This is a genomic window from Vibrio sp. 1F279 (assembly GCF_041439815.1).
Classification (GTDB): Bacteria; Pseudomonadota; Gammaproteobacteria; order Enterobacterales; family Vibrionaceae; genus Vibrio; species Vibrio tasmaniensis_A.
The window spans coordinates 120,554-145,050 of sequence record NZ_JBGOOU010000001.1 but is presented as its reverse complement, the minus strand read 5'-3'; the positions used below and the strand labels follow the sequence as shown (position 1 = coordinate 145,050).

Below are 24,497 nucleotides of genomic sequence, written 5' to 3'. Positions count from 1 at the left end.
TTCGTAATACCTGACGAAAATAACGGACAAACTCAAAGGATTCCAACATGATTAATAAAATTAGCAAGTCTCTATCTCTTCTTGTCGCTGCACTTTTTTTTAGTGCATTCGCTAACGCCAATCATCATGAGATGAAAAAAGATATCGTCGATGTCGCAGTAGGAAATGGATCTTTCAATACACTTGTAGCTGCTGTTAAAGCGGGTGGACTTGTAGATACTTTGAAAGGAGAAGGACCTTTTACCGTTTTCGCACCAACCGATGAAGCATTTGCCAAGTTGCCAGATGGTACTGTCGATATGCTTTTGAAACCGGAAAACAAAGACAAATTAGTCGCAGTGCTAACTTATCATGTAGTCGCAGGGAAAGTGATGGCGGCAGACGTTATGAAAATAGACAAAGCGACAACAATCCAAGGTCAAAACGTGATGATAAGCGTAAGCGATGGCACGGTTATGGTTAACAATGCAAAAGTGATTGCGGCTGATGTGGAAGCAAGCAATGGTGTAATCCACGTAATTGATACGGTCTTGCTCCCGAAATAATCAAATAGAAAGAAAGTCTCAGGCAAACCAAACTCTTTGAGGGTGTGACAATTCACACCCTTTTTAACCTACTGGGCTAAGCGTTGAGCATATCCAATTTTACCTACACTAGACATAACGTTAATGGCTACTTAGTGGTTTTCTCCATCACGTAATTAGTCAGCTTAACGCCACGTATTTCGACTTCCTGTTCATTCACTAACTTAAAGCCAAGGTGCTCATAGAAAGGCCTAGCGGTAATACTCACCTCAGAGAAGTATCTCGATACACCACGAAATCGACCAATCTCGAATACATGCTCCATCAAAGCTCGCCCTACACCTTTACCTTGATATTCATGATGACAAAAGAAGTGGTCAATCAACCCATTTGGTTGCAGGTCAGTATAGCCAACAATGTGGCCATCCAACTCCGCAACAAAAGGTTGGATACTATGCAGACACTTTTCCCACACCTCGGAGTCAAAGTCACTTGGAGCCCAAGCCTCAACTTGTTCTTGAGAATAGTCACGAACGTTAATATTTCGAACAGTATGGAAATAGATCTCCCATAATGCTTTGGCATCACTAACTTGGTAATTTCGAATTCTAACCACGACACAGTCCTTTCATGTATTGCTGATTACCTATTCACTACTTGATAGCAATACTAACGATAAAACACAGCCAGCCAAATAGTCACAACGTCTCTATCCGTACCAACAACCTTGTGCTTCTCTCTCGCGGCAATATTGATGTAATCCCCTTTAGACAAGGTAACGACACGTCCGTCTTCGAACTCAATAACACCTTGCCCCTCTAGCACCATAACCCATTCGTTTTCATCTTGGTCATACCAACCTTGTTCTGGAGAACTGTGCCCATGAGATATTATTCTTTCAATCCGCACATTCTCAGTAGTAATGATGTCGTTGAAGATTTCGTCGGTTATTGACGAAGGCACATCCGAGTAGATATTTGGCATCGCTCTCTCCTAATCCTTGTTAGATGAATATGGTGCATTGCTTTATCGTTTTATCTAAAGCCTAGCTTCCTGAGCTCCTAAGCTATAAGCCCTAAGCCACAGCACTTTTTCTGAAATAGAAACGATAATAGCCAACCAAGTTACTGCAGATAAATAGCGCTTCCATCAGTACAGCAGTTGGAGAACCAACTAAGTAATTGTGAACCAACCAAAAGCTAGTTCCGATGATCATCAACTCTCTTAATCGACGGTCATCTTTATTGAAGGCTGCAAAGGTTTGAAATACGGAAGCAAAGCAACTCAATATGCTAGTGAGCCCCGAGTAAGTCACAACCGTTGCGACTACTGACATGGAACTGAACAAATATTTAAATTTGGGTGACGTAGAAAACACGCTCGTCAAATATCGAATGGTCGCGATGATCATCAAACTTGCCGCCGTCCATTGTTCGAGCAAAATGAAATGACTAGAAATAAGAACGCCTGCAAAAAACAAGCATGTGACGATTTTCTTCCTCTCTTTAAATTGAAAAGACAGAAGATCGAAACAAATAGCAATTGCGACTAATACCTGAGAAAGATAAAAAGCTGACACGATTATTCCTTAAGTAGTGACCTAGCAGATTTAAATTATGACGTTGCTGTTTTATGAATGATATTGAAGTTTAGACTTTTAAAGTACCACTGATTACGGTGGTTGCAGACCCCATCAGTTTTATACGACCATTCGGTAATAGCTCTGTCGATACATACCCACCGCGGCGCGACGCTTGGTAAGCATTGAAATGCGCTTTGTTTAGTTTCTCGGACCAGTATTGTGTGAGAGCGCAATGCGCTGAACCCGTAACGGGATCTTCGTTAACACCCACCCACGGCGCAAAATAGCGCGAAACAAAATCAAGCTCAGAGTTCGACGACAATGCTGTCACAACAACGCCTCGACCTTTAATACGCTTTAGAGCATCAAAGTTTGGTGATAAATCTAATAAAACTTGTTCGCTGACAACCTCAATAAACTGCTTGGTATCGAACTCACTGTATGACACGACTTGGGCTTCACACAGCCCTAAATATTCAAGCAAATCTTTATTAGCATCCAATCCAAGATCAAGCACAGTACTTGGGAAGTCAAGCTCGATTGTGGAGTCACAAACTGCGGCAGATAGCTCCCCTGAAAGCGTATCAAACGTCACAACCTCACCCACATTGACTAACCCTCTTTCCTTCATCACATGCGCTGTTGCCAACGTACCGTGACCGCATAATTTGACTTCAACTTCTGGTGTGAACCATTTCAACGTCATCGTATTGAGGGCTAAGAATGCCGTTTCTGATACTGCCATCTCTTCAGCAATCGAATACATCAACGACTCTTCTAAAGGTTCTTGTGAAATACAAACCCCTGCAGGGTTTCCTTTAAAAGCTTTAGTTGTGAACGAATCCACTTGATATATCTCTAAATTCACAATGGCTCCTAGCTCTGATATTGAATTGACATTGCAGCCTACAATAAGCACAAACACCCCGAGCTACAAGTGTTCAACAGCAACATTATTAATACTTATTTAAGAACTAAGGAATGATAAACAAACAGTTATGAAAAGAATTGGTGGATTAAGCTGAGGGTTTAATATCGGGCAGATAAGAGATAAAACGTATCAGCCCTGGTAGGAAACAAGCACACATTCGCGGCACATAGGCATTGTATCGTGCCACAAACGGGTTACTCAGCAATGGTAACTTTATTGAATCTACTGACGTACCAGAGCAGATTTCACAATGGTCAAGCCAAGCAGACCCAACATAACTCCTGTCACTTTATCAATATAGTAAGCAGCGCGCGTAAACTCTTGACGCACTTTAGGCGTCGATAACAGGAAGATGATCGCCGCATCCCAAATAAAGACAACCACCGTCATCCAAATACCTAGGCCTAACTTAAACATGAAGCCAATGTCATTGTTCAACACAACCGTAAATAAGCTCAAATAGAACAATAGGTTTTTGGGATTAAGGATTCCAGATAGAAAACCCGTAACAAATTCTTTAAGAAAAGTGGTTTGAATGGAGACACCTTCTTCGACAACATCGATATTACTGTAATTACATTTTTTCGCTCTTATCGCTTGAACTGCAAGGTACACCAGAAACAAACCGCCAATAATTTTTAAAGCGATCATCACTGAAACCGAAGCTGCCAAAATAGAACCGACCCCAATAAGACACAAACCAATATAGACTGCATTGGCACTGGCAATACCGAATGCAACGCCGAGTGCTTTTCTACCCTTATTTTTAACAGCACTCTTTACCACAATCACAAAATCTGGTCCGGGGCTCAATAGCGCCAAAAAGTGAGCAATCGCCACGGTAACAAAAATCCCAACTAAACCTGCATCCATAAACCAACCTCCTGTTGTTCAATTAATGCCCCACCATTGCATAACTAACGAAAAAATGCTCAAGTAGATGAATATATATTTACTAACAACCTAATAATCAAACAAATCCCGTGTTTTCGTCGTGCCAAATCGGAAGTAGATGAGTCATTCGTGCACTTCTTCAGGCGTTCGTCGGTCAAAGGTTGATATCCCCTTGATTTAACATAATGATTTTGTGCTCAAAGCTTACTTTTAGTTCCAATTAGGTCATAGGATTTTCACACCTAAATGCATTGCGTTAGGTTGAACTGAAATTAGAGACCTAAATTTGAGCTATGTCGCAAAATTTGGGCTACGATTTAGTTAAGCAAAGTAGGAAAGGAATCCGTCAGTGAAAGCATTTTATGTTTCTGTTCTTGCGTCATCATCCTTTTTAACTGGCACAGCGTTTAGCCAACAAAATGATATTTATCTCTACAATTGGGATGAATTTCTATCCAATAGCGTCGTGACCCAACTAGGTGACACGTACGGCATTTCTTTGAAACAACAGTTTTTTTCTGATGAGTCGATCAGAGATGAAGTGCTATTGAGCGAACGTCGTGGCGCATTTGAGCTAGTCATTATAGAAAGTGTAAAGCTCAATGCGTTAGCCAAGCAGAACCTGTTTCATAATCTCAGTGAGTTACAACAATCCATTGCTGGTAACATAGATTCACGGTGGGTTGATGGATGTGGCGAGTATGGCATTCCCTACGCTTGGGGGACTGCGGGAATCTTATATCGCAGTGACAAAGTAAACACTCCCACCTCTTGGAACGCTATTCTCGAACCAGACACGAACAGCAGTGGCCGTATAAGTATGTATTACGAACCTACGGATTTGGTGAGTACTGCACTGTTAGCAAATCAATTTGATCCATTCACCAATAATGAGCAAGAACTTCGCGTTGCCTATAAAACCCTGCAAGCTCAAAAGCCACACCTAGAAAGCAACGAATACGTCATCGACTATATTCGCCAACCCGAACGTCTTGCTAACATCGACCTTGCCTACGGTTATTCTGGTGACAGTTATGTACTCAATGATTTGGAGCCTGATGCCTCTTGGTCCTACGCTGTGCCTCAAGAAGGCACAACGTTATGGTTAGAGTGCATTGCTGCGATTAATAACGGAGAGTTGTCTGCACAAGCAACAACGATTCTATCATTCTTGTCGCAACCCGAGATCGCCGCTCGAAACGCAATGGATTCATGGTTTGCAACTCCAAGCTCAAAAGCAAAAGCCTTAACAACACAAGAGTACCAAAATGATCCGGAGCTTTTCCCTAGCAAAGAGGTTTTAGAACGCAGCTATCTGTATCAGCAACTCGAACCCAATAGCATTCAAATTCGTAACCGCATTGTCGACAGTTTGAGATAATTAATGCCAGTATTAAAGAAGCTCTACTTTGTGCTCATTCCTACTTTATTGTTCGTATTTGCAATAGGCGGAATGGTTACTTACAACTTAGCCTCCAACCATGCCAAACACATGTACTTAGACGATGTGCAATCCGACGTAAACACAGCGCTAGTGGCCGCTGAGTACGAGCAACTTGGTCTATCTTTGCTTGTAAAAGATATTGGTTCATCGCTACAGTTCTTGCGATATATTCAAAACCCTAGTGACTACACAACCTTGTCCCTGCTGGAAAAAAGAGTGCTTCGCGTCTTAAACCAAAGTCACGTTAATCAGTTTGGTCAACGTAACATCTATATCGTTGACCCTAAGTTCCAGTTAACGCTATCTACGTTACGAGCAGACCCTTTCGAAGGGTTAAAAATCCCCGATAACATCTATGAAAAAATCTTCGATATCTATACCTCGTTAATCAATAAAAACGAGCTGTCTCATAAAGGCTTCTCATATATCTCTGTGAGTGGTGAACTTAGATACGCTTACGTTATTGCAATCGACCCTTACTTGCTCCCACAAGACAAACGCGCAAACGACAGCTTAAATCGATATATACTGATTGCAGATGGTCCATTAAAACAACTATCCAACTTACTAATAAAATACAACGATGATGACAATATGCAGCTTCTGATTGAGCCATCATCGAATACTGCACACATAGAGAATACGCAGTTTGTTATCAAATCGTTTGAACAAACCAAAGACAGAATCAAAGTTGAGATGAACAGCCGTCACTTCCTCGCTCAGGTTAATATTCGCGAAAAAAAATTCAATCAGGAAAAATCTATCATTGCTAAGCAGACCTTACTTGGCAGTTTGACGACACTATTCATTATTATGCTCATCGTACACATGGTGGTGCGCTACCAATTAGTACGTCCACTCAAAGAGCTACTACACGAGATATCGATTGGCGGACTTAAACTGAGGTATTTCAAACGTTCATCCGGGCACAGTGAAATTGATGGTTTGAAGAACGCTTACATTGATTCACTCACGGAATTAAAGTTCGAAGCTGAATTTGATCAATTAACTAAATTAGCCAACCGACGCTCGTTCATCCGACACCTCGATGTGCGTCTAAAAAGCTCGATAAGTCCTCATTGCTATCTGGTTTGCTGGGACATTATCGATTTCCGTAAAATCAATGATTTATATGGTGCAAAAGTAGGTGACAATGTACTCGTTAGTCTGGCCAAAACACTAAGAGAAACCCTGCAGAATCAACAATCCTCTTTCGGCTTCAGTTGCAGCGACTATTCAGTTGCAAGGCTAGGAGGAAACCAATTCATTGCCATATTGGAAATGGGTGAGCACCAATCAATAAACGAAGAAATTGAGAACATTAACAACACCCTAACGGGTACGACTTTCCTAGATTACTACGGATTCAGGCTTTCAATTGCAACAGGTGTACTACCCGTCGATACCCCTAAGTTCGAGGAGATATGGCACCGATGCATCGATGAGATGCTGATTAATGCCAAAGCGCACAGTGATGGAGAAAGCCGAATCGTTTACGGAGAAGAACTACTTCATTCACTAGAAAGACATGACGTTATCGAAAAAAGGCTATTGGAGTGTTGTGAAAGCGACAACTTTGAACTTCGCTTTATGCCCATCTTCAATGCTCAGACCCTGCAAATCGATGGCGCTGAATGTCTCATTCGCTGCCCTGCACTGTTTGACATTAAAGCGGGCCCAGATGAGTTCATTCCAGTCGCAGAGAGGAGCAATCTAATATCCAAACTCGACATGTGGGTCATTAGTACCGCAATAAAAAGCTATAAAGAGCTCTCTGAAATTCACAAGTACACAGGTAGCTTATCAATAAATATCTCAGCGATGGAACTTTACAATCGTAACTTTGCCGACAATATTCGAAAGGTAATCGAGCGTTATCAAGTACCACCAGCCAACATCATTATAGAAATTACCGAAACCAGTTACGTTAAAAGCAGTAAACTTACAGTGCAGACTATCGAAAGTATCAGGAGCTTAGGTTTAAAAGTGTCTCTTGACGATTTCGGTACTGGCTATACAGCTTTTAACCAACTTCTTCACTATCCTGTCGATGAGCTTAAAATTGATAAAAGCTTTATCGATAATATCGTCGACGACAAAGCTGACCGAAAGATGGTCGAATCCATGGTTAACTTAGGGCACTCTTGTGACACCTTCGTTGTTGGTGAAGGTGTCGAGTCTCTCGAACAATATCATCACCTTAAAAAAGCCAACTGCGACCTAATACAGGGTTATTTTTTCAGCCAACCACTCACTTACATTGAGTTCATTGAATTTGTTCGTGACCACAATCCGCAAACTATTCTGGATCAGCAAGCCCTTTTAGAACCAAGCTCTAACGAAAGGATTGTGGCACTTAATCAGAAACAGTAGTCGTATTCCGAAAGCATGACTACTTAATAACCACGACCAAACCTTGTAGAAGCTTAGCCTTGCATCGAGGTCAACAGCTCCATCATGTCTTTAGAGCTTATGTTCTTCTTGTGCCTCACTACGGCGTCAATCATCAATTCTAAGTTACCTGCAGAGATGTAATCACTAAGCACATCGTTAAACTTGTCCTGAATTTCGTCACTCGCGTACAAATGATCAGGAATGAAGAATAAGAACTGGCTTCCACTGCTACGGAATGAAATGGTGCTTTCAGGGATCTTGGTGGTCAAAGACTTAGCAGCCGAGCTCACCACAAGGTCCCCATATTCAAGGCCATATTTTTGATTAATCTCGGTAAGATTTCTGATTCGGACAAAATAGAGATCAAAGTTTTTGTCCTTCGAGTAGCTATTCTTAACAAATTTCATCAACGAAATTCGATTGCGAAATCCTGTAATAAAATCCGTAGAGTAGAGCTTTCTTTTAATAGAAAAGTCCATATAAAAAATAATCCCAGTCAATAACAAGATGCCAACAAGAAAAACGCTACTGATCCGATGAACGGTAACCAAGTTATCAACCATTGAGGTGTTTTCTTCAATCACAGGGCTTTGTAATCGAAACTTGTCATTAATAAAATCGACGAGTGTGTGGTAGCAAATATCGACTTTTTCTGCAGAGATTCCTTGGGCAACAACCCTTGACTGACCAGTTTAATTGAGGATTCCAAGCTCTTAAATTTATCAAATTCCGCACTAAAATAAGGTTTAAAGTTTGCTGACTTGATGAAATTGGAGGACTCAGTACTGTTAATTAATATGTCAAAACGGCTCCACGTAATATCGTACGCTAACCATAACTCATCATAATCAATAGTTTCAGAACGGCTTACCATCAAGAAATTGGCGTATTCTTTCACCAATTGAAAAACGAACCACGTTGCCTCATTTTGTCGGGTGGAAAAACTCTTATTGATATCGTTAATGCGGGTCACACTGTAGATATTAATGGTGAGTACCACTGCCGCTAAAGATAACACGACGACTTTAATTGCAGTCAATGACAACAGCTTTTTCATACTAAGTCCTTACAAATGAATATCGCGTATCTGCCAGATCATCTTGGCATGGAAGTCAGTGTTATCAATGTCTGGAGTCGAAGAAAGTGGATATATCAACCAGTACGGACCTTTTTCTCTGACTGACATAAATTGGCCATTCTGTTTAATCGCAATGATCGGCTGGTAGTCGTCAAAGTCTTCTTTGGGCACCACTATTTTATAATCGTTTAGTGCAACAAAAGTTACCTGCGAGGCCATGGGTAAATCCATAGTTTCAAGCACCGTTTGTAAGGCCACACCACTATAAACCAATTCTCCATCCAGCCAAGGTAATGACGTGGTGATTTCTTTTTGAGGAAGCAATAACAGTTGTTCTCGACTGAATTGATGCTTTTGCCCTAAGTGATCGAATATTGTCAGTTCCGATGCTGCAAAAATAGAAAATGAACACAGTGAAAGTATAAACAGAAGTGCAGCTCTCATTTTAAACTCCATTTTAAAAGGTCACTAATTTGAGTCTAGTTCATATTGGTCATTTGACTTGCTTAGACATTGCCTATTTTCTCAATGATGCAGTTCGAATCTTTCTCAAATAATGTTCCATTCCTATAACCAGGTGCGAACAACACCTTCCCCTTATCTAAATAAAACTTTAATTAGCGTTCATACAAGTAATCCCTGCTTTTTAAAGGCAATGAGTAATCCAATCCTGCCACTGAATACGTACTGACTAACAAAATTGACAATAAATATGAGTCAGTAAGTAGCGAGAACGCTTATGCATGCATAACCTTTACACCAAGGTGAGTGTTTTCTGAGGGTCATCAAGCACTCGCTCTTTTCTTCAATAAGGGAATACGTAATGAGATTAAATAAGCAAAAGTTTAACCCCATAACCGCACTTTCCATTCTGCTAATGACGTCTGTCATGAATCCAGTTTACGCAGAATCTAACAACGAGCAGTTCGAGTTAGGAAAACAAAAAGCCAAGGTGTGTATGACCTGTCATGGCGTTGATGGTATCTCAACACAAGACCCTTACCCGAACCTTCGCGGTCAAAAAGTCGGATACCTCATCTCTTCACTGAAAGATTATCAGACAAGGGAAAGAACCAGTGGTTTAGCGATTCTCATGCAACAACAAGCCGACACACTTTCAGATCAAGACATCCGAGATATCTCCTACTTCTATTCAATGCTCGGCAAGGATTCAAGTTCAGTTAGCGACTCAAAAACAGACAGCAATTCAAAACTGTAGGCAAGGAGCCTTGTTATGGAACAAGTGACAACGCAGTACAGCATCAAGGTCGTGAAGTACTTTATCATCGCCTCTTTAATCTGGGCGATTGTGGGGATGATCATCGGCGTGATCCTCGCCGCTCAATTGTATTGGCCTGTGCTCAATTTCGATTCTCAATATTTCCAATTTGGTCGTCTTCGCCCTCTGCATACCTCAGGCGTTATTTATGGGTTTGTGGTGAATATTCTAATGGGGACTTCACTCTATATTGCCCAACGAACTGGCCATTGTGAGCTGTTCAATAAAAGCCTGTCGTGGATGGTCTTTGGGGGATGGCAACTTATTCTACTGCTCGCGGTCATCTCCTTACCCGCAGGCCACACCAGCTCAAAAGAGTATGCGGAACTTGAATGGCCAATCGACTTAATGATTGTACTTGTTTGGGTGCTCTATGCAGTGTTGTTCTTTGGCACCCTAGCCAAGCGTAAGGTGAGCCACATCTTCGTGGCTAACTGGTTTTTTGCTGCTTTCATTATCGTTGTTGCCATGATTTTCATCGTGAACAATCTTGCGATGCCTGTCTCTGCCATGAAGTCCTACTCTGTATTCGCAGGAGCTCAAGATGCGATTGTTCAATGGTGGTGGGGACATAATGCCGTTGGTTTCTTACTGACCGCTGGTGTGATTGGTATGAACTACTATTTCATACCTAAAGCGGCGGACCGACCTATCTACTCATACCGTTTGTCTGTGATCCATTTCTGGGGCTTGGTCGGCTTTTACACGTGGGCCGGCACGCACCACTTAGTCTACTCTTCCGTTCCCATCTGGATTCAGAACATCGGGATCGTGATGTCATTGATCCTGTGGCTCCCTTCCTGGGCGGGTGCTTTCAATAGCGCAATGACCCTTCTACAAAACAAAGAAAAGCTGAAGTCCGACTACATTCTTTTGTTCTTTTTCTCAGCGATTCTTTACTACTGCTTGGCAACATTCGAAGGCCCGCTACTTGCGATTCGCTGGTTCAACATGGTGGCACACAACACCGAATGGATAATCGGCCACGTACATTCCGCAGCACTCGGATGGGTGGGAATGTCAGGGATAGCAGTTTTTTACTACTTTATTCCGCGCTTGTGGGGCCAGACCGATCTTTGGTCACGACGACTGATTAAGTGGCACTTCTGGCTTGCCCATGCTGGCGTCGCCATTTATGCGATTGCGCTTTGGGTCGCGGGTATCGGTGAAGGTTATATGTGGCTCGCTCAAAATGAAAATGGCGAACTGATATACAGCTTTGTAGAGGCTATGGACTTTAAAGCACCTTGGTTGTTCTTACGATTCTTTGGTGGTGCACTGTTTGTTCTGGGTTTATTCCTAATGGCATTTAACTTATTTAAAACCGTTCGTATGCCAGTAGTACATAACGCTAAACACGCCGTTAATGAGGGGGGCTTAAATGATGAGTAAAGACTTTACACATTCAATCGTCATTTTAATTTTGACCACCGTTGTCGTCGCTTCCTTCTCTCTGTTGGTTTGGGTAGTGCCTAGCATTGTCCGCGGAGATGACATTGCCAAAGGCAGCTTAGCGATGCCACTCACACCTCTTGAGTTAGCAGGACGAGACATTTACATCAGTGAAGGCTGTCATGTGTGTCACACCCAAATGGTTCGCCCTCTAGAACCAGAAGTAAAACGTAATGGTCGTCCGAACAAAGAAGCAGACGACATCTATGAATTTCCTAACTTGTGGGGTTCTAAGCGCACGGGTCCGGACCTCACTAATTTAGGGAGAAAGTATTCTGACCAGTGGCATGCTATTCACTTAATTGACCCTCGAAAAGTCGTACCGACATCGATCATGCCCGCCTACCCTTGGTTATTTGAACAGACTCTGTCAGGCGACGACATAAGCGACAAAATGGAAACCCTCCGCATACTTGGCGTTCCTTATACTGACCAAGAAATAGGTGACGCCAGATTACAAGTAAGAGGAAAAACCAAAGGTGAAGCTCTGATCCGCTATCTACAAAGCCTTGGTAAAGATACGTCACAGGAGGTATCACAATGAGTGCATTTTGGAATCTATGGGCGGTAATTTTAACCTTAATCTTCTTCGTTCTTATGGTGTCTGTTGTCGTTAAATATTGGCGTAGCAATCACCAAGCATATCAAGACCACACCCTTGGCACTTTTGATGGCATTGAAGAAAAGGATGCGCCACCGCCAAAACTACTCTTCATTAGCTATGCTATTGCCTTTCTATTGTCTGCTGGCTATTTGGTGCTCTACCCCGGGCTTGGTGAATGGGAAGGGTTAGTCGATTGGAAGCAAAGTGACGACAAACTCAGCTCACCCAGCACAACGTTAAACGAGCAATTCTCTCAAACAACGGAAACCACCCTCGAAGGATTGTCTGGCATACCCGAAATAGTAAACAGCGGACAAATCTTGTTCCAAACTCACTGCGCGGCTTGTCACCGCGACAACGCTCAAGGTCAGAAACACTTCCCTAACCTTATTGACCAAGAATGGCTATATGGTGGTAGTGATGAAGCGATCATTCATTCGATCGCCAAAGGGCGAAATGGCGCGATGCCGGGTTGGAGCGAGATAATGCGCCCCGATGAAGTGGCTAAGGTTTCTTACTACTTAGCTTCGCTCAATCAACGCCATACCGATGTTCCAGAGGTGAAAGTCAAAGTCGGCAAAGAGCTGTTTGCAAAATATTGTTCATCTTGTCACGCCGATGGTTCTATCGCGAATCCGGCGATCGGCGTCCCTGATCTTTCCGACGATATTTGGCTGCATGGCGGCAGTATTGAAGAGATTCAGCACACTATCAACAAAGGCTTGAACAACCTGATGCCTGCGTTTGATAAACAGCTTACGGAAAACGAGATACTCGCACTGGGTGCTTACATTCGACACGCGGGCTCAGAGCAACAGCAAAGACTCGCGAATCTAGAAGCTCAGTCTGTTGAACGTGGTGAATATCTCGCTTATGCCGGTGACTGCGTTGCGTGTCATAGTGCCGAAGGTGGCGAACCTTTTGCTGGTGGGCTGCCTTTTGTGACCCCTTTTGGTACCGTTTATTCAACCAATATTACGCCACACACAACGGAAGGTATTGGGACTTACGACTTTGAGGACTTCCGAGCTGCATTAGTCGCCGGCAAGGGTAAGAACGGTTATCTATACCCTGCTATGCCGTACACCTCTTATCAATACCTCACCGACCAAGACATGGTCGACTTGTGGAAATACATGCAGTCAATCACCGCGGTGCCGCGCCGCAATGACGACAACAGCATGATGTTCCCATCGAATATACGTCTAGGTCTGCTCGGGTGGAACATTGTGTTCATGGATACCGACCCGATTGACTATCAAGTGCCCGAAGAGCTTAAAACGGAAGTCGAAAACGTTGAGAAATGGCAGCAAGGGAAATATTGGGTGGCTGGCCTTGGACACTGCTCTGAGTGCCATACCCCGCGAAACATTGCTCAAGCTCTGATACCCGAACGTATTTTCCAAGGTAACTTGATTGACGGTTGGAATGCGCCCGATATCACGGCCAACGAGCTGTATGTCGATGGTTGGGATGAAGCGACACTGACCGATTTCTTACACACGGGTCACTCAGACAAAGGGACTGCTTTTGCGGGCATGGCAGACGTAGTAAAAAACAGTCTCAGCTTGATGACGCGTGAAGATATCGAGTCGATGTCCTATTACCTACTCAGTGGTGACATCAACAACACCATCAGCAGTGACGCCGTTCCGTTGCAGCCCAAAGGGTTTGATGAAGACTCTTACGCGACTGACATTTACACCACGTATCGCCAGACATGTGGAGCCTGTCATGGTGACGATGGTAAGGGACGTGACCCTATCGCCCCTACTCTGTTGAATAACGGCATAATCATGCACAGCGATCCATTCAACACCATCGCGGTAACCGTCCGTGGACTACAACCCACCTATCTCGACAAAGACAGAAACTTCATGCCAATGGCAAGCTTTGAAGATGTGCTGTCGGATCAAAGGTTAGCTGAGTTGATCACCTTCGTGCGATTGCACCTTGGAGATAGAGAGGAACCAGTAACGGCAGAACACGTTCGAGAGGTAAGAGAAACTCTTGAAGCTGCAGGTTACGCTGGAGGGTTACACACCACACCTGAAATGTACGAAAGTCGAGATAAGAACATTAACATTCGCTAGGTTCTGTACGTATTCAATTTACTCGGTAAGCAGCCACAATACGTTACTTCTATCACGGCTTAATCAATTAAAAGGAGACCAGCGTGTCTCCTTTTAATTGTTATCAAACTGACACTCTCAACGATTGAGACCACAACACAATTATAACTAACTGATTACACAATTAAGCAGAGCTGCACACAATGCGATCAATCTCGCAGAACAAATACAGTACCAGGTGCATAATACGCAAAATTTTATAAAGGTGCAGCAGAGGACAGATATGGATACAACTACACTCATCTACGATACATTGGAAGGTCTGTCGAGCGCAAAGCCACAGCAACACGCTCAAATCCGCCAAAATCTATATAACCAATTAGATTTATCATTTGAGAAGCAGTTGGCTTTGTATTCATCAGTTCTTGGTCCAGCAAGTGCTGGTAGATTGACCGATTTGGATAGCGCAGTGATGTCTGCACGCAAGATTGTTGGCTTAGAAAACAGCTAAGCAATCTTCAATCGCTCTCAACTTTAACGCTGCCACTGTGCAGCGTTTTTTATGGATGCCATTTACGATAAGTACCGTTGGTTACGATGAATGCAGTTAGGTACGATAAATACTGTTAGTTAAGATAAGTTCAATAAGGTCTGTTTTTCAAGTTACACGCATTCTCATTTGGTTAATCTTATTTTCCATTTTTAACAGGTGTGCAACCTCCACAATGGCGCTAATGTTAGTAGCACGTTAACCACACATCGGATTGAAGAATCATGAGAGTACTTATTGAATATACACAAACAGGCAAATACCGTGATCATGCGTGGGAAGCACTAACTATTCGTTCCAAGGGCGAAGTTCAAGCTGTGACTCCCTCTTATGCGGCTCAACTTATCGAACAGAACCGCGCCAGCTTATCGACTACTGAAAATCAAGATATCGTCATCCAACCATAATGAGTTTAGGAACTATCCCTCCCGGTTCTTAAACTCTCTGTTTTACTCGCTTTAGTAATCAATACGATACTGAGTAAAACAGAGTTTGATGACATAAAAAAACGCTGCACGGATGCAGCGTTTTCTTGTTTCTAGCGTATCTTGTCTCTAACGTAGATAACCTACGCAGAGAGTTTGACTATTTTGGCAGGTTCTCTAACGCTTCGACCATCGTCATTAATTTATCTACAATTCGTTCACCATCGACTCTCAAGCCATTGTGTTCATACTCGTTAGTGATCCACGCTTTTGAGTTTGGAATGTTCGCTAGCGTTTCACGGCTGTAATCCAGCTCTACATACATGTCATCCGCGTAAACTGCGCATGCCATTGGAACCGTATTCTTACTCAGCTGCTCTGCGTTGTACAAAGAGCCCCAGTCCGACTTCTCGGCCAACATATTTGCCGCTTCACGTAATGGCTTAAGCGTTTCTAGTTGGTCGAACATCCATGGGTACACCATTTCTCCGGTAAACCAGAACTCGCTACCCGATTGATAGTTAAAGTGTGGGTACTGCTCGCGTACTCGGTGTGCAGACCAGTTAGACGCTGCACCTTGGCAGTAAATCGATTCATGCAAAATAGCGTAGATTGGGTTCGTTAGGTAGCCCTGCTCTTGCTGCATTTGATTTAAGAAGCTGTAGCTCAACTGCTTGCTTCCGTTCACTTCAACAAACGCACTCTCCAGTGTGAAATACATTGGAAGGTTTGCTTCGCCGCCACCAAGATTAATACCTATTAGCTGGAACTGTTCAACTGTAAACACCTGACCGTTTGGCAGTCTCACATCATTGTTAAGCAGGTAATCAGAGATCTCGCGACACATAGCTTGTGCTTGTGGGAACTGAGCAAAGAAGGCTCTGTTTTTGTCTTCTACACGCTTGTAAGTCGCACGATAAACATCGTCAGCTTCTCGTTCAATAGAAGGAATGCCGCCCGTCACGTAGCAACGTTGCAAGCTCTGTGGGAACAGTGACAAATAGCTCAGTGTACAGAAACCACCAAAGCTTTGGCCAACCGTAGACCATTGTTTAACACCAAACTGCTCACGAATCGCTTCAGCGTCACGAACGATATTGTCGGCTCTGAAATGCGTTAAGTACTCGACTTGTTGTTCTGGAGAAAGGTGCGCCAACGTTTCATGACTGATAACCGTACTGTTGCCTGTACCACGTTGGTCCAGAAGCAGAACACGATAGTTTTGTAATGCACGCTTTAGCCAACCAGATTGACCGCTCACCCGTGGAGAAGGAAAACCTGGGCCGCCTTGAAAGTAGATCAACCACGGCAGCTCTTGCGCATCTTTAGCGAGATCAACCAGCTCACGTGCGAAGACTTGGATCTGTTGTCCATCTTTTGCTTGATAGTCGAGTGGCAACTCAAACGAGTGCTGACGATACAGGGTGGTTCCATCAATAAAGTTAGCTTGCACGCTTCATTCCTTTTTATCTGATTCTAAAGTCATTGGTACGAATAAAAATGGCGCCCTTTGGCACCCTTATGAGAAAGATACGCATAGTAGCTTGTAAATGAAACCGTTTGTTTAACATGAATGTGAAGGTGCTTCGTTTAAATGTTCAATTACCTCTCAATGGGTAACAGCGTGTGTCAAAACAGTCAGTTTAGAAGAGGTTGATCCAGCGAGAGAGTAAATGAATGAGGTAAAGAAAATCCAAAGCGTGAGGCAAATAAAAAGAGCTTAACGAGGTGAGGATACGTTAAGCTCTTTGGTTTTATCCGTGTTGATAAACTAACTCGCTTATTTGCCGTTAATCTATCGAACCTGTTAGTTCTAATGAACCTAATAAATCGAGCGACTATGAAGCCGTCAGTTCACCGGCACCTTGAGTCGAGCGTTCGCTGCTCTGAACTAAGATTGCGGTAGCGGTCTCTTTCAGTGCCGCCCACTCTCCATCATCCACCTCAATGCCATCGTTCCACGCTTTCTCTTGAGTTTTAAAAAGCGCTTCTGATTCAATGTGTGTTTGGTAGCCATCTGACAAACGTTCGATATCGAAATCCTGGACGGAAAGTTCGATGGTCATATTGTGGATATGTTCGTACGATGCCAGTGGCAAATCTGATAAAAACAGTTCCGGAGCAACGCAACCACGATTAAGAACATACAAAGTGCTCTTGGGGTTAGAACCGTTATCCCAACGTGCCATGCACGCAATACCTTTCGCAGCTAACTTTACAAGCTCGCTGTACGCCAACCAACGGTTGTGGCAATTATTTAACTCAATTTTCAGCGTCTTTTTACCGACCATTTGTTCAATGGCGTAATCGATAACCACAGGAAGGTGACACGCTAAGCTCGCCTTGTGCAGGTCGACTTCAACAGTGTTATCGCTGCGCACTTGAATGTCTACAGGGCAATCGTCTTCTAACCCCATAAAGTTGCTCGCATTATTAAAATGACGAACACCATCCAAGCCAACCATCTGTAAATCTGCCACCATGTTCGCTATCACATCGGCTTCACCACATGTACGACGCATACCCAAAAAGGCTTTATTAACGGCCGCTACCAGTTCATTGTGAGAAACGATCATAACGATTTACCTCCATGTTGAGCGTTGATATGTGTAGGAACTTGATTTGAGTCAGCCATCTCCGCTTCACTCGGTAACAGTGGGAACACCCATTCGTCCTGATGAATTTCATCAAGCAATGGCGCACCTTGGAAAAACGTCACTCGTACCCAACGATCTGAGCGAGGATCAAATTTAGTCGCACCAAACATTGCTAGCTTACAACGCAGTAAGTGCATTGGCGGCGAATCTTGATGCAGCACATTCATTTGAATGTCACCCATCGCTTTGTTACCTAGCGTCCACACACGGCGCGCAATGGCACGGTGTTGCGGCTGTTTAACAAGGAATTCGGCCAATGAAAGCTCAGGCGCAAATTGCAATAAAGCATGGTACAAACGATAAGCTTGACGGCCAATATCCAACGGCAGTTCACGCTCTTCACCCAACTCTTCGCCTCGAACTCCGAGCCTTGGCTCTTCTTTGTCTTGAGAGCGATACCAGAACCAGTAGTTGTTTTCTGCTTTAGTAAAGTCGGTCGTGATCGCCCAACGGTACTTTTCTTCTAGTACAACCAGAAGGTCTTGAATCTTTTTGCCGCTAGGAAGCGACAGTGTTTCGCTGCAATTCATTTGCTCTTGATGGGCGTCCACTAATTCTGGGTACAATTCCATCAAACATGAGATAAGGATTTCTTGGGCTTCCATACTCATTTGCTTAGATTGCTCGACTAACTGCGACCATGTATCGCACAGGCTGACAGAAGCTTCTAATGATTGTTCTGTGTGCTTCAAATCATCAACAGCAGCTTTGTTCAGCTCTTGTTGTGTTTCATTGATAGTAACGACTTGTTCTAAATGACAAATCGCTTTTTTAACTAAGGTACGTAGTGGCCCGATCAACGCCGTATTAGTCTCACTGGACAACACGCCCGCCAATGCATGTTCACGGGTCGTCATCCACTGATCGACAATACTAGGGTGGTTAATAAGGTATGGCGCCATGCCTAAACCAGTTGCATTACCAACACCAAGGTAACGTTGTAATCCTCGATGCAAGGTAATCGCTTGTTCACCGCCTTGTTGCTCTGCTAGGTAATGAACCCAGTCTAAGCTGAACTCACGCAGCATATACACCGCACACATTTGAGCGCTAAACGACTGATTGAAATCTTCATTTTTCTCTAAGATTTTAAAATCAGCGATGCCAAATTTGCCATTACCATAAACGGCAGTGGTTCGCAGGATGTAGCCTACTTCAGCCAGTTCTTTGGGCGTTGGTTGAACACCTTTAGCCAGGTGACTAACGATATGTTCAAACACACGTACACTTTTGTTTGCACGCGCTAAAACAAGCACATTGTTAGGATTACGGCCGGCTTCTTGAAGCGGTACATTCGCACGAAGTCTTTCAAGTAGGGTGACATCAACATCACCAAGAACAAGTGCAAACGTTACGTCCCACTTTTCAGCAATTACACGGTCATTTCGTTCGTCATCTGCAATCTCATCGCAGAAAACAACCAAATGATAAACATGGTTTGGCGTCGCAAGCTTATAGATAACATGACCAAAACCTTGAGCGTCTAATTGCCACTCATGTTTCGTCACTTTCCATTCTTGCTGGGCCATTTTACGAATCAGAGTTCTAACGAAGCTGATACGTGTTTGGTGCATTGCACCTAGCCTTTCCGGTGCCATGACGACAGTCGCGTCACGTAGTGCTGATTCAGTGTAGGTAGAACGATGTGCATCCATTTTGCTCACCACCTTATAGTTATAGGATTTTGCTAGCCATTCAGAACCGATCGTTGCCATCATTTGAAGCATTCGTTTTTACAGTGTGTTGGTTAGCTTTCACGTTATTTGGGGTAAGTGAACTCACCCCTTATTATTTGTCCTGACTAGATCGATTGACCTAAATACGTGCCGCCCGGTGTATCTTCACCAGTACGGGTTTCCTCTTCCTTTCGGAATCTTGTGTCAGCCTTCTTTCAAAGGCTGACACCTTGTTTCTCTTTCATTTTTAGAGAGCGTTTTCTCTGCAGGCTCTTTTCTTTACAGACCCTGCTCTTTTATAAACTCGGCTCTTCTACAAACCCTGTTCTTTTGCCATCTTGATTGCGATTTGAGGCGCATTCCAGAGCGATGGCAGTAAGATTATGGACACTGGTACCGCTGTGATTACGATGAACGATTGCAGCGCTGAAATGCCGCCAGAACCTAGGGAAATCAGAATCAACGCTGTTACCCCCATCATCACACCCCAGAAGGTACGAATAATTGCGTTAGGCTCAGTCTCACCACTGACTACCACACTAATGGTGTAAGTCATCGAGTCACCGGTCGTTACGATGAAGATCGTGGTTAAGATCAAGAACAGAATAGAAATAAGCATCGGCATAGGTAACTGCTGAGTTACCGCCAGTAGCGCGCCTGGTAAGTTGAAGCCTTCGAACGCTTTACTTACGCTGCCTGGGTCCGCAATTTCGAACGCAAGACCAGAGCCACCAACAATCGTGAACCAGAAACAAGTTACAAACGGTGCGATAAGGCTAATGGTTGATACCAATTGGCGAATACTACGACCGCGTGAAATACGAGCGATAAAGATTGCCATCATTGGACCGTAACCTAAGAACCAACCCCAGAAGAACACTGTCCACCAGCTTAACCAACCTTCGTCACCACGGTATGTTGCCATTGGGATGAAGTTATCTATCATGCTGCCTACACCTTGGATGTAGCCATTGAAGATGAAGTTCGTTGGACCAAAGATAAGGATGTAAACCATCAATGCCATTGCTAAAATTACGTTGTAACGGCTTAGCATCTGCATTCCGCGGTTTAGACCACTTAATGCAGACAATGTGTAAAGCACGATAGCGAACAAGATAATGATTAGCTGAGTTGTGAAGCCATCTGGAATACCAAACAGTTCATTCAGAGCGTAGCTGACTTGCAAGCCCAAGAAGCCGATCGGACCGATGGTACCCGCCGCTACAGCGACAATACAACATGCATCAATCAGTGCGCCGGTATGGCCTTTCAGTGCTCTTTCGCCCAAAACTGGGTAAAGCAAAATACGAGGTTTAAGAGGCAAGCCTTTGTCGTAGTGAAGGTGCATTACCACGATAGACGTCAAGCTGCCCACAATTGCCCATGCGAGGAAGCCCCAGTGCATGAATGATTGTGATAACGCATTCACTGCGCCTTGCTGTGCGTTTTCTTGTGCGCCATACAACGGTGGTGGGTTAACGTAGTGTGCGATAGGCTCTGCTGCTGCCCAAAATACACCGCCGCCCGCAAGTAGCGTACAGAAAATGATAGCCATCCAACGGAAGCCATCCATTTCCGGTTTCGCGATGCCGCCTAGGATAACCTTGCCTGTTCGCCCTGCCGCCAGGCCAAGACCAATAAGAAAAGTCAGAAGAAGAAGCATTTGCCAATAAGGGCCGAACACTTTTACAGACCAAGCAAAGCCCGTGTTTACTAGGGTAGAGAGTAGCTCCCCATCAAACAAAGCAAGCGTTACGAACAGAGCGATAAACCCGCCGCTGTACCATAATGCTGGGTTGGTAAGTCCTAATTTGTCTGAAGTCGATTCAGACTGGTTTGTGTTACTTGTTTTGTTGCTTGCTGTGTGTGCTTGACCCGCATTTACGTTTGAAGATTTCACGCTATTGGTTAAATCAGACATACTCTGACTCCAGAGGTTTCTTTGCAGCTGTCATTTTAATGATGACTACAAGAGGTGTATTTAACACCTGCCCTATTGTTTTTTGTGTTGGGCAGGCTAATCCATGTTTGGGTTACCGCGTTGCGAAATAGACCGTTGTTCCTTTTGAATAGTGAAATTGGTTACAACAGCACGTCTAAATGAACGTTTATTAGAAGGCTGCTAATTCGATGATTACTAGTGAGAAAGCACTTAACCCTTGCTTTGAGGCTCTAGGCCATCTTTCAAGAAGTTAAACCAGTTTTCTCCCAAGACTTGCCCAGCTTCAGACTCGCTGAAACCATGACGCATCAATCCGTTATAAATATTTTCCATACCCGCACTACCACAGAACCAAGGCAACGCATCTGGCCAACCTGAGTTGTTCGCAGAGCCTTCACCGTAGTCCATTGCTTTAGACCAACGACCATTTCTCATCCATTCAAGAACGGCTTGAGGTTGGTTTAAGCATAGGTCACTACCAATACCTAGGTGTTCTACGCCAACCATGTCAGCGGTCGTCGCAACCATTTGGCAGAAATCTTCCAACGTACATTGGCTGCCATTTGGTAGGTGGAATGGGTACAAGCTGAATCCGATCAAGCCACCGCGTGCGGTTAGGGCTTTAATCACATCATTTGATTTGTTTCGTAGTGCATCATGAGCAAACGTCGGGTTCGCATGGCTGATACAAATAGGACGAGAAGACAGGTCAATCGCTTCAAGCGTTGAACGCTCCGCACTGTGAGACATATCGATGATCATGCCCACTCGGTTCATCTCTTCGATCGCTTGCTTACCAAAGCGAGTAATACCTGTGTCGTTCTTCTCGTAGCAACCCGTCGCCAATAAGCTCTGGTTGTTGTACGTCAGTTGCATGATCAAAAGACCTTGCTGACGCATTACTTCGATAAGACCAATCTCATCATCGATTGGAGAACAATTTTGAGCACCTAGAAAAATGCCGACTTTGCCGGTCGCTTTTGCAGTTTCCACATCAGCCATTGAATGAATCGGCATGATAATGTCTGCATTCTGCTCGAATCTTAAGTTCCATTCTGCAAAGCGAGATAAGGTTTCACGAGCTGTCTCGTGGTAAACCGCGGTAGCGTGAACTGCTGTAATGCCGCTCGCCTTTAGTGTTTGGAAATATTCTCTGTTCCAATTGCAGTATTGCAATCCATCTATAACAATCCGTTGCTGGTACATAACCACTCCTATTGAAAGCTCAGTGTTCTAGCTCGGTTTTGAAAACACGCTCAAATAACATGTTTTCAAAAATGGGTTAAATCACTTGTCTAATTTCGTTTGCTGCTTTGGTTGGGGTGTTGGCCTGACTCTGTGAATCAGACCAATTCGATAGCTGGATAGCTAGAGACTTAATATCTTCAGCTATCCAATTCTTATATAGAAAGTTGATTAGTAAGGACGCTGGTAAGCTGTCTTCACTACTGTGTAGAATTCTTTCGCGTACTGACCTTGCTCACGAGGACCGAAGCTAGACTCTTTACGACCACCAAACGGTACGTGGTAATCGGTGCCTGCTGTTGGTAGGTTCACCATCACACAACCTGTTTGCGCTTGTTGCTTGAACATTGCGCTAGTACGTAGGCTTTGAGTAATGATGCCGCCCGTTAGACCAAAGCGAGTATCGTTTGTTGTCGCGATAGCTTCTTCTAAGTCAGCTACACGAATCACGCTTGCCATTGGTGCAAACACTTCTTCTTGGTTCACTTCCCAATCGTTCTTAGTATTCAAGAACAGCGTTGGAGACATGTAGAAACCTTCGTGTTTCATGCTTAGGCGTTCGCCACCAAATGCTAGCTCACCGCCGCTTTGACGGGCTTTCTCAACCCAACCTAGGTTTGCTTCAAGTTGGTTACCATCGACAACAGGGCCCATGAATACGCCGTCTTCTAGTGCGTGACCCACTTTAAGCTCGCTCATACGCTTGATTAGTGCTTCAACGTATTGGTCGTGAATGCCATCCATAACCACTAGACGAGAAGATGCTGTACATTTTTGACCTGCGCCAGAGAACGAACCTGCAATAGTCGCATCAACAGCTGTTTGAATATCAGCATCATCAGCAACCACAAGTGCGTTCTTACTGCCCATTTCTAGTTGGCAACGAACGAAGTTTGGTGCTGTAGCCGCCGCAACCTTACGACCTGTATCAACAGAACCAGTGAAGCTCACACCGTTCACTTCTTTAGAGTTGATCAGTGCATCACCTACTTTCGAACCGCTGCCTAGAACAAGGTTGAACGTGCCTGCTGGCATGCCTTGACGGTGGATAATTTCAGTTAACGCAACCGCACTTGCTGGTGTTAGGTTTGCTGGTTTCCAGATAACGCTGTTACCGAAAGCAAGCGCTGGAGCGATTTTCCAAGCAGCAGTCGCTGTCGGGAAGTTCCAAGGAGAGATGATGCCGATAACACCCACCGCTTCACGAGTCACTTCAACAGAAACGCCAGGGCGTACTGATTCTGCGTTGTCGCCAATTTGACGAAGCACTTCAGCCGCAAAGTACTGGAAGAACTGGCCTGCACGGTAAATTTCGCCACGACCTTCAGCAAAAGGCTTACCTTCTTCACGAGAAAGCAACGTACCTAGCTCATCACAACGTGCAATCAGCTCATCACCGATTGCTTGAAGTACTGCTTGCTTACGTTCAATCGGCGTTTTTTCCCACTCTGGTTGAGCGTGCTTCGCCGCTGAAATCGCCTGTTGAACTTGGTCAGCACTTGCTTGTGCGAAGTTACCGATGTTTTCAGAAATATCTGATGGGTTAATGTTCGCAACGGTACTTACACCCGCTTGCCATTCGCCGCCAATGTAAAGTGCGTTTTCTGCTTGAACATTCTGTAATTGAGTCATCATTCTGTCCTTGTAACGGTTAGGTTGCGTTTGAGCCTGGCAACCATCTGATTAATGAATAAAACGTTAATTTATATAAGAAATAACGTTTAAATCTTGTATCTAAAACTAAACCA

21 protein-coding genes and 1 pseudogene are annotated in these 24,497 nt (G+C 44.0%); 9 read left to right on the top strand and 13 right to left on the bottom strand.

Annotation, left to right across the window (positions count from 1 at the left end):
• Positions 1–47: 47 nt before the first annotated feature.
• Positions 48–545, top strand: a complete 498-nt coding sequence (locus ACED60_RS00620; RefSeq protein ID WP_009844953.1) for a fasciclin domain-containing protein — start codon at positions 48–50, stop codon at positions 543–545.
• 127 nt (positions 546–672) lie between these two features.
• On the opposite strand, the gene ACED60_RS00615 is transcribed toward ACED60_RS00620, so the two are convergent.
• The 5 genes from ACED60_RS00615 to ACED60_RS00595 all read right to left on the bottom strand — a co-directional run bounded on the left by ACED60_RS00615 (position 673) and on the right by ACED60_RS00595 (position 3,910).
• A complete protein-coding gene (locus ACED60_RS00615) occupies positions 673–1,140 on the bottom strand; it encodes a GNAT family N-acetyltransferase (protein ID WP_371726655.1) in 468 nt (155 codons plus the stop codon).
• Positions 1,141–1,193: 53 nt separating this feature from the next.
• A complete protein-coding gene (locus ACED60_RS00610; protein WP_371726654.1) occupies positions 1,194–1,508 on the bottom strand; it encodes a cupin domain-containing protein in 315 nt (104 codons plus the stop codon).
• A 91-nt stretch (positions 1,509–1,599) separates the two neighbouring features.
• Positions 1,600–2,103, bottom strand: coding sequence for a YgjV family protein (locus tag ACED60_RS00605; protein ID WP_009844950.1), 504 nt, complete (start codon positions 2,101–2,103; stop codon positions 1,600–1,602).
• Positions 2,104–2,173: 70 nt separating this feature from the next.
• Entirely contained in the window at positions 2,174–2,974 is an 801-nt protein-coding gene (locus ACED60_RS00600) for a PhzF family phenazine biosynthesis protein (RefSeq protein WP_371726653.1), read from the bottom strand.
• A 285-nt stretch (positions 2,975–3,259) separates the two neighbouring features.
• On the bottom strand, positions 3,260–3,910 hold the full coding sequence (locus ACED60_RS00595) for a LysE family translocator (protein ID WP_371726652.1): 651 nt from the start codon (positions 3,908–3,910) through the stop codon (positions 3,260–3,262).
• A gap of 370 nt (positions 3,911–4,280) precedes the next feature.
• On the opposite strand from ACED60_RS00595, the gene ACED60_RS00590 reads away from it, so the two are divergent.
• The gene (locus tag ACED60_RS00590) at positions 4,281–5,312 is read left to right on the top strand and encodes a PotD/PotF family extracellular solute-binding protein (protein ID WP_371726651.1); all 1,032 of its coding nucleotides are present in this window, start codon (positions 4,281–4,283) and stop codon (positions 5,310–5,312) included.
• Positions 5,313–5,315: 3 nt separating this feature from the next.
• On the top strand, positions 5,316–7,748 hold the full coding sequence (locus ACED60_RS00585) for a putative bifunctional diguanylate cyclase/phosphodiesterase (protein ID WP_371726649.1): 2,433 nt from the start codon (positions 5,316–5,318) through the stop codon (positions 7,746–7,748).
• A 53-nt stretch (positions 7,749–7,801) separates the two neighbouring features.
• Here ACED60_RS00585 and ACED60_RS00580 read toward each other — a convergent pair.
• Positions 7,802–8,826 (bottom strand): annotated as a pseudogene (locus tag ACED60_RS00580) (diguanylate cyclase domain-containing protein).
• Between the two features lie 9 nt (positions 8,827–8,835).
• Complete coding sequence (locus tag ACED60_RS00575; RefSeq protein ID WP_370736702.1) at positions 8,836–9,303, bottom strand: hypothetical protein; 468 nt, start codon at positions 9,301–9,303, stop codon at positions 8,836–8,838.
• Between the two features lie 367 nt (positions 9,304–9,670).
• Between ACED60_RS00575 and ACED60_RS00570 the strand changes: the two genes are divergently transcribed.
• The 6 genes from ACED60_RS00570 to ACED60_RS00545 all read left to right on the top strand — a co-directional run bounded on the left by ACED60_RS00570 (position 9,671) and on the right by ACED60_RS00545 (position 15,211).
• Positions 9,671–10,066 (top strand): cytochrome c, encoded by a 396-nt coding sequence (locus ACED60_RS00570; RefSeq protein ID WP_371726648.1) that lies wholly within the window; start codon positions 9,671–9,673, stop codon positions 10,064–10,066.
• 15 nt (positions 10,067–10,081) lie between these two features.
• On the top strand, positions 10,082–11,518 hold the full coding sequence (ccoN, locus tag ACED60_RS00565; RefSeq protein WP_371726647.1) for a cytochrome-c oxidase, cbb3-type subunit I: 1,437 nt from the start codon (positions 10,082–10,084) through the stop codon (positions 11,516–11,518).
• Positions 11,508–12,122 carry a cbb3-type cytochrome c oxidase subunit II gene (locus ACED60_RS00560; RefSeq protein WP_017098968.1) on the top strand — a complete coding sequence of 205 codons (615 nt, stop codon included), beginning with the start codon at positions 11,508–11,510 and terminating at the stop codon, positions 12,120–12,122. Before ccoN ends, ACED60_RS00560 begins: the two co-directional genes overlap by 11 nt.
• Positions 12,119–14,275 carry a c-type cytochrome gene (locus tag ACED60_RS00555; protein ID WP_371726645.1) on the top strand — a complete coding sequence of 719 codons (2,157 nt, stop codon included), beginning with the start codon at positions 12,119–12,121 and terminating at the stop codon, positions 14,273–14,275. Before ACED60_RS00560 ends, ACED60_RS00555 begins: the two co-directional genes overlap by 4 nt.
• Positions 14,276–14,537: 262 nt before the next feature.
• Complete coding sequence (locus tag ACED60_RS00550) at positions 14,538–14,765, top strand: PAS factor family protein (protein WP_004730426.1); 228 nt, start codon at positions 14,538–14,540, stop codon at positions 14,763–14,765.
• Between the two features lie 263 nt (positions 14,766–15,028).
• Complete coding sequence (locus tag ACED60_RS00545) at positions 15,029–15,211, top strand: hypothetical protein (protein ID WP_017102586.1); 183 nt, start codon at positions 15,029–15,031, stop codon at positions 15,209–15,211.
• A gap of 178 nt (positions 15,212–15,389) precedes the next feature.
• On the opposite strand, the gene ACED60_RS00540 is transcribed toward ACED60_RS00545, so the two are convergent.
• From ACED60_RS00540 to ACED60_RS00515, 6 genes are all read right to left on the bottom strand, one after another.
• Positions 15,390–16,682, bottom strand: coding sequence for an alpha/beta fold hydrolase (locus tag ACED60_RS00540; protein ID WP_371726644.1), 1,293 nt, complete (start codon positions 16,680–16,682; stop codon positions 15,390–15,392).
• Between the two features lie 385 nt (positions 16,683–17,067).
• Complete coding sequence (locus ACED60_RS00535) at positions 17,068–17,805, bottom strand: DUF3726 domain-containing protein (RefSeq protein WP_102257620.1); 738 nt, start codon at positions 17,803–17,805, stop codon at positions 17,068–17,070.
• Positions 17,802–19,604 (bottom strand): hypothetical protein, encoded by a 1,803-nt coding sequence (locus ACED60_RS00530; RefSeq protein ID WP_371701088.1) that lies wholly within the window; start codon positions 19,602–19,604, stop codon positions 17,802–17,804. Before ACED60_RS00530 ends, ACED60_RS00535 begins: the two co-directional genes overlap by 4 nt.
• A 271-nt stretch (positions 19,605–19,875) precedes the next feature.
• Positions 19,876–21,483, bottom strand: coding sequence for a BCCT family transporter (locus ACED60_RS00525; RefSeq protein WP_371701086.1), 1,608 nt, complete (start codon positions 21,481–21,483; stop codon positions 19,876–19,878).
• A 231-nt stretch (positions 21,484–21,714) separates the two neighbouring features.
• A complete protein-coding gene (locus ACED60_RS00520; protein WP_029222845.1) occupies positions 21,715–22,710 on the bottom strand; it encodes a membrane dipeptidase in 996 nt (331 codons plus the stop codon).
• 210 nt (positions 22,711–22,920) lie between these two features.
• A complete protein-coding gene (locus ACED60_RS00515) occupies positions 22,921–24,381 on the bottom strand; it encodes an aldehyde dehydrogenase family protein (RefSeq protein ID WP_004730413.1) in 1,461 nt (486 codons plus the stop codon).
• Positions 24,382–24,497 lie beyond the last annotated feature (116 nt).